This is a genomic window from Lamprobacter sp., assembly GCF_034860625.1.
Taxonomy (GTDB): Bacteria; Pseudomonadota; Gammaproteobacteria; order Chromatiales; family Chromatiaceae; genus Lamprobacter.
Genome location: NZ_JAYESN010000002.1, coordinates 81,045 through 94,093, shown reverse-complemented (window position 1 = coordinate 94,093; position 13,049 = coordinate 81,045). Strand labels below are relative to the sequence as shown.

At 54.3% G+C, this 13,049-nt stretch carries 14 protein-coding genes; 10 read left to right on the top strand and 4 right to left on the bottom strand.

The window, feature by feature from the left end:
* Positions 1 to 333: 333 nt before the first annotated feature.
* Positions 334 to 942, top strand: a complete 609-nt coding sequence (locus VBE63_RS01025) for a DUF2726 domain-containing protein (RefSeq protein ID WP_323681122.1) — start codon at positions 334 to 336, stop codon at positions 940 to 942.
* A 56-nt stretch (positions 943 to 998) separates the two neighbouring features.
* Here VBE63_RS01025 and VBE63_RS01020 read toward each other — a convergent pair whose 3' ends face one another.
* The 3 genes from VBE63_RS01020 to VBE63_RS01010 all read right to left on the bottom strand — a co-directional run bounded on the left by VBE63_RS01020 (position 999) and on the right by VBE63_RS01010 (position 3,549).
* Positions 999 to 1,331: a non-heme iron oxygenase ferredoxin subunit gene (locus tag VBE63_RS01020; RefSeq protein ID WP_323681121.1), complete on the bottom strand. Its 333-nt coding sequence runs from the start codon at positions 1,329 to 1,331 to the stop codon at positions 999 to 1,001.
* Between the two features lie 16 nt (positions 1,332 to 1,347).
* Positions 1,348 to 2,448 carry an anthranilate phosphoribosyltransferase gene (locus VBE63_RS01015; RefSeq protein ID WP_323681120.1) on the bottom strand — a complete coding sequence of 367 codons (1,101 nt, stop codon included), beginning with the start codon at positions 2,446 to 2,448 and terminating at the stop codon, positions 1,348 to 1,350.
* A gap of 156 nt (positions 2,449 to 2,604) precedes the next feature.
* Entirely contained in the window at positions 2,605 to 3,549 is a 945-nt protein-coding gene (locus tag VBE63_RS01010) for a carbon-nitrogen hydrolase (protein ID WP_323681119.1), read from the bottom strand.
* Between the two features lie 364 nt (positions 3,550 to 3,913).
* Here VBE63_RS01010 and VBE63_RS01005 point away from each other — a divergent pair, with 364 nt between their 5' ends.
* The 6 genes from VBE63_RS01005 (at position 3,914) to VBE63_RS00980 (ending at position 8,985) form a co-directional block, all read left to right on the top strand.
* The gene (locus tag VBE63_RS01005; protein WP_323681118.1) at positions 3,914 to 4,417 is read left to right on the top strand and encodes a GspH/FimT family pseudopilin; all 504 of its coding nucleotides are present in this window, start codon (positions 3,914 to 3,916) and stop codon (positions 4,415 to 4,417) included.
* Positions 4,408 to 5,190, top strand: coding sequence for a hypothetical protein (locus VBE63_RS01000; protein WP_323681117.1), 783 nt, complete (start codon positions 4,408 to 4,410; stop codon positions 5,188 to 5,190). Before VBE63_RS01005 ends, VBE63_RS01000 begins: the two co-directional genes overlap by 10 nt.
* 20 nt (positions 5,191 to 5,210) lie before the next feature.
* Complete coding sequence (locus VBE63_RS00995; protein WP_323681116.1) at positions 5,211 to 6,536, top strand: pilus assembly PilX N-terminal domain-containing protein; 1,326 nt, start codon at positions 5,211 to 5,213, stop codon at positions 6,534 to 6,536.
* 22 nt (positions 6,537 to 6,558) lie between these two features.
* Positions 6,559 to 7,929: a hypothetical protein gene (locus tag VBE63_RS00990; RefSeq protein WP_323681115.1), complete on the top strand. Its 1,371-nt coding sequence runs from the start codon at positions 6,559 to 6,561 to the stop codon at positions 7,927 to 7,929.
* A gap of 120 nt (positions 7,930 to 8,049) precedes the next feature.
* The gene (locus VBE63_RS00985; RefSeq protein WP_416274488.1) at positions 8,050 to 8,493 is read left to right on the top strand and encodes a type IV pilin protein; all 444 of its coding nucleotides are present in this window, start codon (positions 8,050 to 8,052) and stop codon (positions 8,491 to 8,493) included.
* 39 nt (positions 8,494 to 8,532) lie between these two features.
* Positions 8,533 to 8,985: a DUF29 domain-containing protein gene (locus VBE63_RS00980; protein ID WP_323681114.1), complete on the top strand. Its 453-nt coding sequence runs from the start codon at positions 8,533 to 8,535 to the stop codon at positions 8,983 to 8,985.
* 277 nt (positions 8,986 to 9,262) lie between these two features.
* Here the strand turns inward: VBE63_RS00980 and VBE63_RS00975 are convergent, their stop codons facing one another.
* The gene (locus VBE63_RS00975) at positions 9,263 to 10,561 is read right to left on the bottom strand and encodes a cytochrome c family protein (protein ID WP_323681113.1); all 1,299 of its coding nucleotides are present in this window, start codon (positions 10,559 to 10,561) and stop codon (positions 9,263 to 9,265) included.
* On the opposite strand from VBE63_RS00975, the gene VBE63_RS00970 reads away from it, so the two are divergent.
* The 3 genes from VBE63_RS00970 to VBE63_RS00960 all read left to right on the top strand — a co-directional run bounded on the left by VBE63_RS00970 (position 10,542) and on the right by VBE63_RS00960 (position 13,029).
* A complete protein-coding gene (locus VBE63_RS00970; protein ID WP_323681112.1) occupies positions 10,542 to 10,826 on the top strand; it encodes a hypothetical protein in 285 nt (94 codons plus the stop codon). The genes VBE63_RS00975 and VBE63_RS00970 overlap by 20 nt on opposite strands.
* A 77-nt stretch (positions 10,827 to 10,903) precedes the next feature.
* The gene (locus tag VBE63_RS00965; RefSeq protein ID WP_323681111.1) at positions 10,904 to 12,400 is read left to right on the top strand and encodes a multiheme c-type cytochrome; all 1,497 of its coding nucleotides are present in this window, start codon (positions 10,904 to 10,906) and stop codon (positions 12,398 to 12,400) included.
* Complete coding sequence (locus tag VBE63_RS00960) at positions 12,397 to 13,029, top strand: cytochrome c3 family protein (RefSeq protein WP_323681110.1); 633 nt, start codon at positions 12,397 to 12,399, stop codon at positions 13,027 to 13,029. Before VBE63_RS00965 ends, VBE63_RS00960 begins: the two co-directional genes overlap by 4 nt.
* Positions 13,030 to 13,049: the final 20 nt, after the last annotated feature.

The window sequence follows — 13,049 nt, the reverse complement described above, 5'->3', positions numbered from 1 at the left end:
AGATTTTGAAACATGTTCGTACTAGCATCTTCAGTCTATGGACGTCTGATCTGTTCCAGGCAGAGCAACGACAACTTGTTTATTTGATAAGGGTTTTTGGCTAGCGAGGGGTCACCCGGCCGGTTTCTGGAATCCATTGGCCAGGTCATCAGTGCCTGCTTGTCCCCGTGCAACTATAGCTTAGAACCTGCATGGTCATCAGGGTGGCGACTCGTTGGCCTCGGGTTTTCCATGCGACAGCGCATGATTGTGTGCTCTGGCGCAATGTCGAAGATTGACTTGGCATGCCGCAAGAACCCTGGGTTTGGAGTCTAAGCCTTTGAGGAGACTGCCTTGACACCCTTCTATCTTCTGCTGCTGATTGCGGTGGTGATTATCATTGCCATGCTGCAAGCCCTCGTGCATGGACGCGGTCTGCGTCTGCAGGGGGAGCCGTTCGAGCGACGAGCCTTGCTGTCGGCGGATGAGCAACGTGGTTACCAGATGATCTCAGCAGCGGTGGGCGATAGCTATCGGGTCTGTCCGCGGGTGGCGGCCTTGGCCTTATTGCGGCCGCTGCCGCGTATCGGCCGGCAACAGCGGCGTCTGGCGCACGGACTCTTAGCCGAGGGCTGGGCGGACCTGCTGATCTGCACGAGGAACGAGCTTTACCCCTTGGTGGCGGTTCGGCTAAAGCTGGCTCAGACCGGGCGTGCTCAACGCCGGATTGACTCGCGCCTGCAAGCGGCCTTTGCCGCAGCCGGACTGCCCGTCATCGAGCTTATGGCGGGCGATCTGCCATCCGCAGAGCGCCTGTGCGAGCTGGTTGCAGAGGCAATTGCGTTGGCTGACGTCCCAGTGGTTGCCCGAGCCGAGCCGATCAGCAACGACGATGACGAGGATGCGCTCTTGTCCGAACTTGCAGCGGCTATGCGCGAGCCTGATGATCAAAGCGAACGTTGATGCCCGACCTGGGCATCAGGCCTGGTTTGGTTGCTGAGTCATCTAAGGCTGACCATCTAAGGTCGATTGGTCGCCGCGCTCGGGTCGAGCCAGAGACGCCCATCGGCGAGCTCGAGTCGATAGGTGCGGATGGGCTCATCGGCTGGCTCGTCCTCGGGTGCGCCGGTCTCGAGGCTGAAGCGGCTGCCGTGCAACGAACATTTGATCCGAGCGCCATCCAGGCAGCCATAGGAGAGTGGGTAGTCTTCGTGGCTGCAGTTGTCTTCGACCGCATAGAAGCGGTCGCCAACTCGAGCGATGATGTAGGACTTTTGCCCTACCTCAACCTGAATGAATTTGCCGGGCTGGATCTCCTCGGCCTTGGCAACGTCGACGAAAGGCGATTGCATGATCAAGGCTCCCCTCTCAACGCAAGCGGCGCGCGACGGCACCTGAGTCGAGCGCGGCGCGGACACGATCAGCACCAGCGGCAATGGTCTGCTCGCGTCCCAGATGCCAGAGGATAAGCGCACCGGAGAAGACCAGGCTGTCGTAGGTAGGACCAGGCTGGCCTTCTAACGCCGCCATGCCGGCTTGCGCGGCGGCCTTGGCCGTGGCAGGAACATCGACCGCGACGGCGATGTCGTCAGTTGGACGGTTGCTGGTCGGCAGATTGTCCGGCAAGGGCACGGCGCGCACATTTTGCTCGATGCCGAGCGCCGCCGGGTCGATATCGAATGACTGCTCCTCGCCGAAGTGCTGGTAGTTGAAACAGACGCCCGTCTGGCGCAGTGAAGGCACGATGCCACCCTCGACACCGCGCACCAGTAGTGCTGATTCGAATCCCGCATGGCGCGCGAGCAGGGCATAGATACGCGGATAGGGTTTATGCACATAGCCGGTGACCAAGTGGGTCTTATGGCGACCATGGATCGGCCGCGCCAAGACCTCAACCGTCGTGATGGCCTGACGTTTGACGATGGTGCTGCGCAGTGGCACCAACTCATGCAGCTTAGGCGCAAAGGCGCGTTGGTCGATGTAGGTCCAGCCGATCTCCGGGTCCGAGACGCGCGCGGCGGACTCGGTCGGACTGAGGTCGACCGGGAATCCTGCCGCCTCCAGCACATGGCGGTGGGTGACGCCGAACTTGGGCCCGACCGCATCGACACCATGCGATACCGCCGGCACGCCGCATTCCGCCAAGATGGGCGCTAGAAATGGTGAAGCCGGTAGGCAGCGGTTGTAGCCATCATAGGGATCAGCGAGGTCAACCACCTCGTCGACCTCGGCGACCACATGGTTAGTGGCATCGCGCACCGCATCCAGGATGCCACGCTGCTCATCATCGGTCTCGCGCTTCATCCGCAGCGCGATCAAGAAGATGCCAGCTTGCACCGGATCGACAGCGGCATCCAGGATGGCGTTCATGCCGAGTCGAGCCTCGTCGAGCGAGATGTCCTTCGACAACTCCGGGCCGGTGGCAATGCGTTGCAGGATGGAGCGCATCGAGCGTTGGGTTTCGTTCATGGGTAGGGACATCTCGTGGAGGCTGGGGCAATAAGACTAGGAGCAATAGGACTGGGATCAAATAAGCATGGCGCAGGCGGATACCCAGCGTGGCAACTCCGCAAAGCTCGGGGTTGCCGGAGCCGGGTTCAAGGTGCTGCGTCTTGGGCCGTCTTCTCAATCGCGCCAGCGTTTCTGCAAGTCACCATAAGCATCGATGCGCCGATCGCGCAGAAAGGGCCAGATGCGACGCACCTGTTCGCAGCGGGCCAGGTCGATCTCGGCGATCAACAGGCTCTCCTTGTCAGCCGGAGCGCGCGCTAGGATCTCACCTTGCGAACCGCAAATGAAGGAGTTTCCCCAGAACTGGATGCCGTGCTGAGTCGTCGGTGCTGACATTGAGGTTTTTGCTCCTGCTCCTGCTCCTGCTCCTGCTCCTGCTCCTGCTCTAGCGGCAGGACTAGGCTCGAACCCAACGCGATTGCAGGCGAGTAAGGGTAGGCCATTCGCGATGGCGTGACCGCGCTGCACCGTCATCCAAGCATCGAGCTGGCGCGCCTGTTCATCCGCACTATCTAGCGGGTCCCAACCGATCGCAGTCGGATACAGCAGCAACTCCGCGCCAGCCAGCGCCATCAGGCGTGCTGCCTCCGGAAACCATTGGTCCCAGCATACGAGTACGCCTAACCTGCCAACCGCGGTGTCGACTGGCGCAAAGCCGAGATCGCCCGGGGTGAAATAGAACTTCTCATAGAAGCCCGGATCATCCGGGATGTGCATCTTCCGATACACCCCCGCTAGACGACCATCGGCGTCCAAGACAACGGCGGTATTGTGATAGACCCCCGGCCCGCGGCGTTCGAAGACCGAGCCGACGATCACCATGCGGTGCTCGGCTGCCAAGGCTCCAAGCCACTCCGTGGTCGGGCCGGGGACAGGCTCGGCGTGATCGAATGCAGCCGTGTCCTCAGTTTGGCAGAAGTAAGGGCCATTGTGCAGTTCCGGAAGCAAGGTGAGCTGGCAACCGCTCGCGACGGCGCGCTCCAGCTGATCCTGGTATCCATCTTGGGTGTTCAGAACGGTGAGCTGGGCGGTTGCTTGGATTAGTGCAGTTTGTAGCATGGATGATGACAGTCGAGCATTCGCGGAGGCCAAAGTTTGGGGGCACCAATGATGACGCGGCTAACGCCGAACATGATTCCCGGGGCCTGCGCAGAAAAAATTTGCGAGCACAGGGGCTTAGGGGCCATGAAAGGCTCGTAATAATGATTGGTCAAGTAAGCTAAGCTAGGGATAGTCATCAAAAGCCGGCTAACCCGCGACAGTAGGCAGCGCGACAAAATAATCGCTAAAAACGAGACATTGTAAACAAAAAATGACCTGCAATCATTACATAATTCATAAAGTAACCTGTTGCCTAACACCGAGACTTATGCTCAAGGTGGCTGGAAGGTCGCCACACAAGGCGATGCTAGGAGTGACACTGGTGGAGGTGATCGTTGCGGTAGCCGTACTTAGTATCATTTTGTCCGTGGCCGCTCCGTCCTTCAGTGACATGATGAACAGAAATCGTCTGAAGGTAGCAGCTGAAGCTATTTACGCTCATCTGCAATTCGTACGCTCTGAGGCGATTAAACAGGGCCGCGATTTATTTGTCAGAATAAAGCTAGGAGATGATTCGGTAAGCGAAAACTGGTGTGTAGGTATTTCAAATAGCAGTGGCTGCGATTGTGATACTTCAGGTTCCTGTCGATATGGACCTGCCGCAAGCCTCATTGAGAACAATTTATCGTCTGCAAATCATGATGCAATCAAGCTACAATCGAATCGGACAGGTATTAAATTCGATAGCCGTCGGGGAACAAGTAATGTTGTGGGTACGGTTTCTGTAATCAATGCTAATTTAGATTCTATATCAATCATTATTTCCTCCAGAGGCCGGGTGCGCTTGTGTTCTAATGACATAGCAGGCTACTCAGGATGCAATTGATAAAAGCACGCTGTAGAGAAAATGATGCTGGCTCATCACTAGTAGAGTTGATGATCGGCATAACAATCGGCATGATGATTATAGCATCGACGCTGACGATCTACGCGACGACGGGATATGGAGCTTCAGCGACCTTGGGCTCAGCGAAACTCAATGTAGAACTTCGTGGAGCAATGGATGTGATGGTCGAAGATATTAGGAGAGCTGGGTTTGGCCGAGATGGCGCAACGCTAACATTTATGTCGTCTAACAGTGATATAGCTGTTTACGATAGCGATGCAGATAATGTTAACGATTGCGTAGTTTATTCGTATCAGCCACCATCTGGCGTTGTTACGACATTCGGGTTTCGTATCGTTGAAAATGTGGTTAGGATGCGGAATAGCAGTGCCAACTTGACGGGTACTGTTGCAGACTGTACTACCGCCAATGCATGGGAAGCCTTGACTGATGCAAATACAGTAATCATTGATGCTATAGAAAGTGGTGCTAATTATTTTGATATCTCATATCAGTGTCTTCTAGCTAATAGGCCAACTGGCGCGACGATTGCCACGACAAGCCCAGCAAGTCAAAGCTGCACTGCTGGCTCATCACTATATGATGAAGCTGCAGTCCAGGCAACTGCGACTAGCACCCCCATTGCGCTAGTTGAGATCAGGTACGTCTCAATTCGACTCGAGGGTCACTTAACGCAAGATGATTCAATGCGAATGGCGCTTGCTCAGTCGGTTATGGTTCGTAATCACCGTATAGAAATGTTGAATCCTTAATATGCTAAGGTTATCCGATTTTGGAATCAGCAAAGCTAATACCAAAAAAATGTCAAATCGGCGCCGCGACGCTGATGATCTCGGTTCTAATCCTCTTGCTGGCGACAGTTATCGTTATTGGTGTATCGAGAACAACTCTGATGGAACAGCGTATGTCGGCGAACGAGAAGCGGGCACGTGAAACCTTTGAAGCTGCCCAGGCTGGATTGGAACATGGGCTTGAATACCTAACAACGCCTCCAGCAAACGAAGATAATGCGTTTGTATGTCGAGGGATTGATCGAAACTGTGATAATACAGCCGATACTCTTAATCCGGTCGCTCAGGCTACAGGTGCCTCCTATCGCGTAAGTTTTTGTGATCCGACAAGTTCAGCGGCAGTATCGTGCCCCGACGCTATTGGCGCGCCTAACTGTGATCTGCTGGATGGTGAATTCAATGATGATGGAGATGGTAATACTTCGAATGATATCAATGAAGCTGTTTTCCTTAATATCCCTTTAATCGTTTCCTGTGCCTGGAGTGATGATCAAATCGGCCGGCAACTGATTCGTCAAGAGACATCAACAGTACCAACATTAGGCGCTAAGCCAACTGCACCATTAATTTCGAAAGGTGCAATTAATGTTCAGGGAAGCGCCACAGTGACAAACTATTATACTAACCTCACGATTTGGTCAGGAGGTGCGCTGATAAATATTGGAAACTCCGGCAAGACTTTTGTCCGTTATCCAACACTGCCACCGCCAGAAATTGTGCCGACACCACCAGGCTCAGCTACTCAGAGTACATGCGGAAGTGGGGGCAGTGAACAATGCTATGTCGAGGTGACGAATAAGGATATAATTGGTCCTGACATCATTATGAGTGACCCAACCCTAGCGAATCTCAGCGATGCAAGGATGTTTGAAAACTATCTTGGTGTCGAAAATGTAGATGCTTATCGATCAACTGTGGCTAGCAAAGTATTAGCGCCTGATGCTACTGCGGGTTTATCAGGAATTAGGGGTCAGGCAGTACTGATTGATGCGAATGGTGGCAACGTGAGCTTGCCTAATGGAAATATTAATACTGTAAGTTCATATCTAGGAACGCGAGATCGGCCCGTTGTGATCGTGATTGATGGAAATTGGACTGAGGGTAATTCAATTGTTTTTGGTGTGGTCTATGTTACCGGCAATATTGATCTCTCAGGTAGTCCTGAAGTCTACGGTGCGGTAATTGTTGAGGGTAGTGTCCAGGGAACAGGTGGCTTGAATGTGTTATATGACCCCTACGCCGTAAGTAATGCAAACAGCTTCTCTGGTAAACCGGGTTTAAGATCTGGAACTTGGCGTGATTGGTAGCCAGTCAAATGAGGCTATGACGATGAATCCAATCTATATCAGGCATAAAAAAGGATTCATGCTAATAGAATCTATGATCGCAATTATCGTCGTCGGTATTGGAGTGCTCGGGTTAACGAAGCTTAATGCAGTTCTGTTGCAAGGGACGGGGACATCTAAGACGCGAGCGGCGGCGACACAAATTGCGCAAGATCGTGCAGAGCAAGCCCGCAGAGAAGCTGCTGCAAGTGCATGTGGTGGATTTATCGATGTTACAGGAGAAAGTGTTGCTGGGGTCAACGCGTCTTATGATATCGCGACTAATTTTACGGCCGCGGATGAAGATGGTGATGGTACCAATGATCGTGTTTCTATTTCTGTAACGGTAAGCTGGACAAATAGTGATGGTAGTTCAGAGAGTACAGTTTTGAGTAGCATTATTAGCTGTCTTCCGGTGAGCACTCAGGCTTTGGTCGATACAAATAGATCGCTTGGTGGCTTTGTAAAAAATCCAACTGGTCGTGGGGTAATAGGAGGAGACAATGACTATGAGGGGGAAGCTATTCCTGGTGTGACTAATACCATTGGAGATACTGATTTGGCCGATGGCACAAAGACTAATATTACAGAATCCGGAATCGTTGAAATAATTGATGATGCTACTGGTAAAGTCTTGCTGAGTTTCAAAAAAAACGGTTGTGAACAACTTTCACAAGATGACACTGGATTCAGCACAGTGTCTGGACGTTTATTCATTGAGACGAAGAACGGGAACCCAATTGTTGGCAAGACCGATTTATTTGTTCTTTCATCAGATACATCCTATTGCACAGTCCTTGATTATACAAATCAGCAGAGTTGGGCTTTATCTGGGATCATAGAGTCTAAAGCCGTCAGTTTTGTTTATACCTATTACCAATGTTATATCGGCCCAGAATGGTGGGGTAATATCGGAGCAGTAAGAGTTGATTCAGCAAATACTAATGATCGTATCTGTGTTGGGAATCCGGGTATAGATAATGCAGCAAATGCTTTGTTTTCAACCATGCCGGTAAAAAGCAGCACTCGCGGTTACCGCGGATATGTTGAGGTTGGGAATGGTCTTTATGAATCAAAAGGCATTGGAATGCTGGAGCAGTCAGACTGTGGTTATGTTGCACAGCATTATAAAGATCATCATCTTGTTTTGACTAATATTACGGGTAGTGAGAGTTGTTTGAGCAAGGAAGAGAGTTTGAACGCAATTGCAGATGGTGTTCTTAATGCCAATGTGTCAGAAAGTTATCCAGGCAATCCTGGTAAATTTTTCTGCATGACTAATTATGATATAAATCCAGTTTGTCCAAATTTGTCTGACCCTTATGTTGCGGCATCTACTTTGGTGCATGGTACGATTAAGATTAGATCTAAGTAATGCAATTATTACTGATATAGATGGTGAGGCTAAAGCCTGTACATCTCGTTTTCTGGAGCTTGCCAAGGATGGTTTAACCTATTCTTATCGTTGTGATATTGGTTTTAATGTGAGACCCTAATGATGCGTTCTTCTTATTTGGCTTTAAACGGATTTACTCTTGTCGAATTGATGATAGTGGTGGCTATCGTCGCCATTTTGGCTGCGATTGCTTATCCGTCATATCAAGACTCGGTACGCAAGGGTCGTCGTGCTGACGCGATCTCTGCTTTGGTTAGAGCGCAGTTGGCTCAGGAAAAATGGCGGGCGAACAATGTGAATTACGGCACGCTGACGAATATCGGTACGGGGGCAAATTCTCCGGCGGGCTTTTATGTGATCAGTGTGCAGCGAACGATCACAAACCCTAAAGAAAATTGTGTGCTAGACAATCATGCGCCTTCTGGCACAGCCTATGCCATCAAGGCGACTGGTCAGAATGGCCAAGAGTATGATCGGGCATGCTCTGCAATTTGCATAGATGAGACCGGTACATTCTATCCGCAAGTCTGTGTCAGCCGGTAGATGTGATTCTCTTAACGCGGGTTATCGAAGAGGTAAGTGGTGACATCATCGGTCTACGACAACGACACTCTACTCTGGGTGGAACAGCAGGCGACGCTTTTGCGCGCAGGGCAATTTGATGAGCTTGATTATGAGCATATTCTGGAGGAGTTGGAGGATATGGGAAGGGAGCAGAAGGTCGCCTTGCAGTCCTTGTTTCGGCAAATCCTGATCCACCTACTCAAGCTCGACTATTCACCGGCGATTGCCCCTCGGGGGAAGTGGGTTGACGAACTCGTGGAGTTTCGGGCGCAGGCGCAGACGCGTCTGGAGCAGACACCGAGCTTGAAGCACTATGCGAATGACCTGTTCGAAAAGGCTTGGCAGCAGGCCTCTCGTGGCGCGTACAAATCGTTTGAGGCTTATGGGGAGGTCGTAGAGATTCCGAGAGTCTGTCCTTATCAACTGGCAGAGTGCCTGGATGTTGACTTCGTTCCTCGCGGTCGCTCTTGATATTGGGCTGACCTTGAGCAGACAAAAAAGCCGCACCCGAGGGTGCGGCTTGCATTGCTTGTGGCAGCCAGCCCTTTTAAGGTGCATAAAAGCAACATTTAAAATCAGCGACTTACGATTCCATGTGAATCTGCCGGTCACCGAACCACGCGATCCGTCGCAAGCACCTTGACGAAGAATCAGGGGCTTGCAGTCAGGTGAATTTCGTCACCTTAAAAGGGCTGCTTGTGGCAGCCTAATGAGACCGCCACGTCCTCGAACTTCTAATTGACGGTAATTAATTGACCGCGATCCTCTGCTCGTATTCAGCGACCATGACCGGGTCTGTCAACTCGGTTGGCAGGTGGCTGAACCTCTTCACCAGGCCTGGCCAGAGTAGGTTGTAGAACACCTCGCCGCGCACCAAGGCAACGCCCTCGGCGGGGATTTCGTAGACCAGTTCGCGCTCTTCATGGGGCCGGAGGCGGGTGTCATCGCCGACCTTGGTGGCCATGGGGGGCGGGGCTGGCATGCCTTCGTCGTCGGTGATGGCATAAGACAGGTAGGCCTGTGGGTCAGACTCGGCGGGATGACCTTCGGCGTTTTGCCAGACAACCTCGCCTTGATCATTGTAAGCCGTGAGCGTGATATAGAGGTTGCGGAAGGGCGCACCGGTGGGCATCGCGTGCGGTAACTGGTTCTTCAGATAGACGGTGGTTTTGAGGTTGTCGCCATTCGGCTCGGCGTTGACATCGAAGATCAGGGCGCGTCTGACCATGGCTGGATCATGACCTCCGCCCATGCTGTGATTAGCGATACCGTTGGCGATCGGCATATGACAGGACAGACAGTTTACATTCGAGAGGCTGTCCCTGTATTCATTGCCGGTTTGGCAGAGCGGCACGCCGTGCGGGTTGTCGCGCTGATCATGGCAGCCCATGCAGACATCGGAACTCTTGACCAGGCGCGGATTCGCTTCCATTGGCAAGGCCGGGATGATCTGGCCATCGAAGACGATGGGCTCGCCGAGATGCGGATTGGGCTTCTGGGAACTGCTTCCGCCGAGTCCGGCGCCGCCGAATGGATCATCACTCGCGGCCGCGAGTTGATTCACGCCGTTGTTGATGCCAATCGGGGCTTGTAGCTTATCCGAGAGCTCATACGCCTGGATGCCAAGTTGCATCTTGCCATCCTCGCCCTTGATGCCTTTGTAATGCTTGAGGGTATGACAGGCGATGCAGTTCACTCCCTCGTTATAGGCGACCTTTGCATCCAATTTTGTGCTCTTGTCAAGCGCGGCGTTAGGGGCGTGACACTGCAGGCAGATGGGGTACTTGCCCGAGGCCTTGTGCAGAACGCCTTCCTCGGTCGGGGAGCCGGCGACCATCTCGTAGAAGGTGCCGTGGATCGGGTCCTTGAGCGCGGTGCTGTTTGCATGCATCGAGCCCTTCCACTGCCGATAGATCTCTTGGTGGCAATTTGAACAGACCTCAGAGGAGATATGGTGGATGGGATCGGCCTCGTCGGCGAGGGTGGGTGCGGTTGCCAGCAACAGGGCACTGGCGGCGATCGCATGGGTGAACAGGGAGCGCAACATCAGGGACATCCTCCTTCGGAAGTCAGCTTTTGGTTTTGCAGTTGACGATGAACATCATCGGCCATTGTCGGATGGCATCATCGGTGGCGAATATGCCCGAGGTCAATACCTTGGATTGCCGCTGCTTTGGGATGCTGTTGTAATCAGGCCGCGATCAATGGTGATGGAGTGGTCTATTTCAGTGATTCAGCAAATAAGTATTCGCTTATTGTATGAATTGACACCCTTGATTCGCTTTGTTTTTGCCTGTCTTGCAGCGTCATGAGGCTTGTTTTGATGATGTGGTCAGTATCATTTCCGCGTTCCTTACCCCTTATTTTTTGGGGTTTATGTCTACTGTTCGTGGCGAGTGCCGCGCAGGCTGCCAAGGTCGAGCTCTCCTCCGAGCATTGGGGGAATCCGGCCGGCGAGCGTTGCGTGAGCTGCCATGAGAAATCATCGGCGGGCCTCACGCGCCAGTGGCATGAGAGCGCACATCGAAAAGCCGGGATCAATTGCCTGGATTGCCATCAAGCCGAGGCCGCGGATGCCGACGCGATGGAACATGAGGGCGAGATCATCGCGACCATCGTCTCGCCCAAGGACTGCGGACGCTGCCATACCAAAGAATACGAGGAGCAGGCTGGCTCGGTACACGCCGAGGCCTACGCAAAGATCAAAACCCGCATCCCGGCGCTGGCGCATCAGTTGACGGGTGGCGCGATGCAGGCGGCGGGCTGCGATCAGTGTCACGGCTCGGAGGTCAAGGTGCTCGGTGATGGCACCCTTGACCCGGCGACCTGGCCCAACTCGGGTATCGGCCGGGTCAACCCGGATGGTTCCAAGGGGTCCTGTTCGTCTTGCCATGGCCGTCATGCCTTCTCGAAGGCTCAGGCGCGCGAGCCGAGCGCCTGTGTGCGCTGCCATTCCGGCCCCGACTCGCCGGATAAAGAGGTGTTCGAGGCGTCCAAACACGGCATGCTCTTTGCCGCGCAACGCGATCAGATGAACCTGGATGGCGAGACCTGGATCGCTGGCAAGGATTACACCGCGGCCCCTACCTGCACGACTTGCCACATGGGCGCGGCGGGCAAGATTCCGGCAACGCATGATGTCGGCTTGCGTAATGCCTGGAACCTCAACCAGCCGGTGTCGCACCGGCAGTATCTGATTCTGTTCGAGGATGGCAGTAAACTCGAACAGTCGGATGCCCAGGCACCACCGCGCCGCGGCAGTGAGCTTGAGAAGCCGGACGGCAGCATCGCCAAGGTGCGGGCGGTGATCGCGCCAGAGCGCCGTCGTGGGGTGATGAGCCTGGTGTGCCTGGAGTGCCATGGCAAGGCCTTCACTGAAAGCTTCATGACCCAATTCGACAAGGTCGTCGAGTTGTACAACAGCAAGTTTGGCGAGCCCGCCGAGGCCATCATGACGGCGCTCTACGAGCGCGGCCTGCTGACACCGCTCCCCTTTGATGAGCCGCTCGAGTTCACCTATTGGGAGCTCTGGCACGACGAAGGCGCGCGGGCCCGCCATGGTGCCTCGATGATGAGCGCCAATCATGCTTGGTGGGAGGGGATGTACCTGGTTGGGCGCAATTTCTACAGTCGCTTCCTTCCGCAAGCGCGAGCGGTAGCTGGTGAGCAGGCTGCGGAGATCATCGATCCGGTGCTCGCGAGCACCGGCCAGCATGAGTGGCTGGGGCAGCCGCAGCAGGCCAATCCGATCCTCGGTTGGATGCCGCCTCCGGCGCCAGAAGTCACGCCAGAAGGACCGCCCGTCGCTCCGCCAGAAGTCCCGGCAGCAGCGATACAGGTGGCTCCGGCAGCGGTTGCCGCTGAGAACGAGGAGGCGGCCCAATGATCAAGCTCCAGGCGCCTCACTTCATCACCCGGCATGTGCTCTTTGCACTGGTGGCTGGCGGCATTGGTGGTGTGGTGTTTATGTTCTTTCTCATCGAGTTCGATCACTACACGAGCTCGAACGAGTTCTGCACCACCTGCCACTCGATGACCTATGCCGATGTCAGCTATCAGTCGACACCGCACTACAACTCGCCGTCTGGTGTGCGTGCAAGCTGTGGCGACTGCCATGTCTCGGAAGGCATCATCATGGCCACCTACGATCATGCGATCGGCACCAAGGATCTGATCAAGCAGCTGTTCGGGCCCGATTACGACGACCCGGTGGTGAACCTGCTGCATCTGCCAGAGGCCGCCTTTGCGGCCCGAGACTGGTTTCGCAAGCGGGATTCGGCGACCTGCAAACGCTGCCATACCCTAGAGGCGATCCAGGGTGTACGGGCCAATACGGCGGCGATCCATCAAGAGGAGACCGAGGGCAAGAGCTGCATCGACTGCCACTACAACCTCGTCCATCGTCATGTGCCGAGTGAGAACACCTTTAAGCGTGAGGCCTGGAATGCGATGGTGGAGGAGGAGTTTGGGCTTGAGCCGGGTACCGCAGCCCGGCTGCTGAGCGGCGAGGGATAGTCGCCTTGCTCATCGAGCTT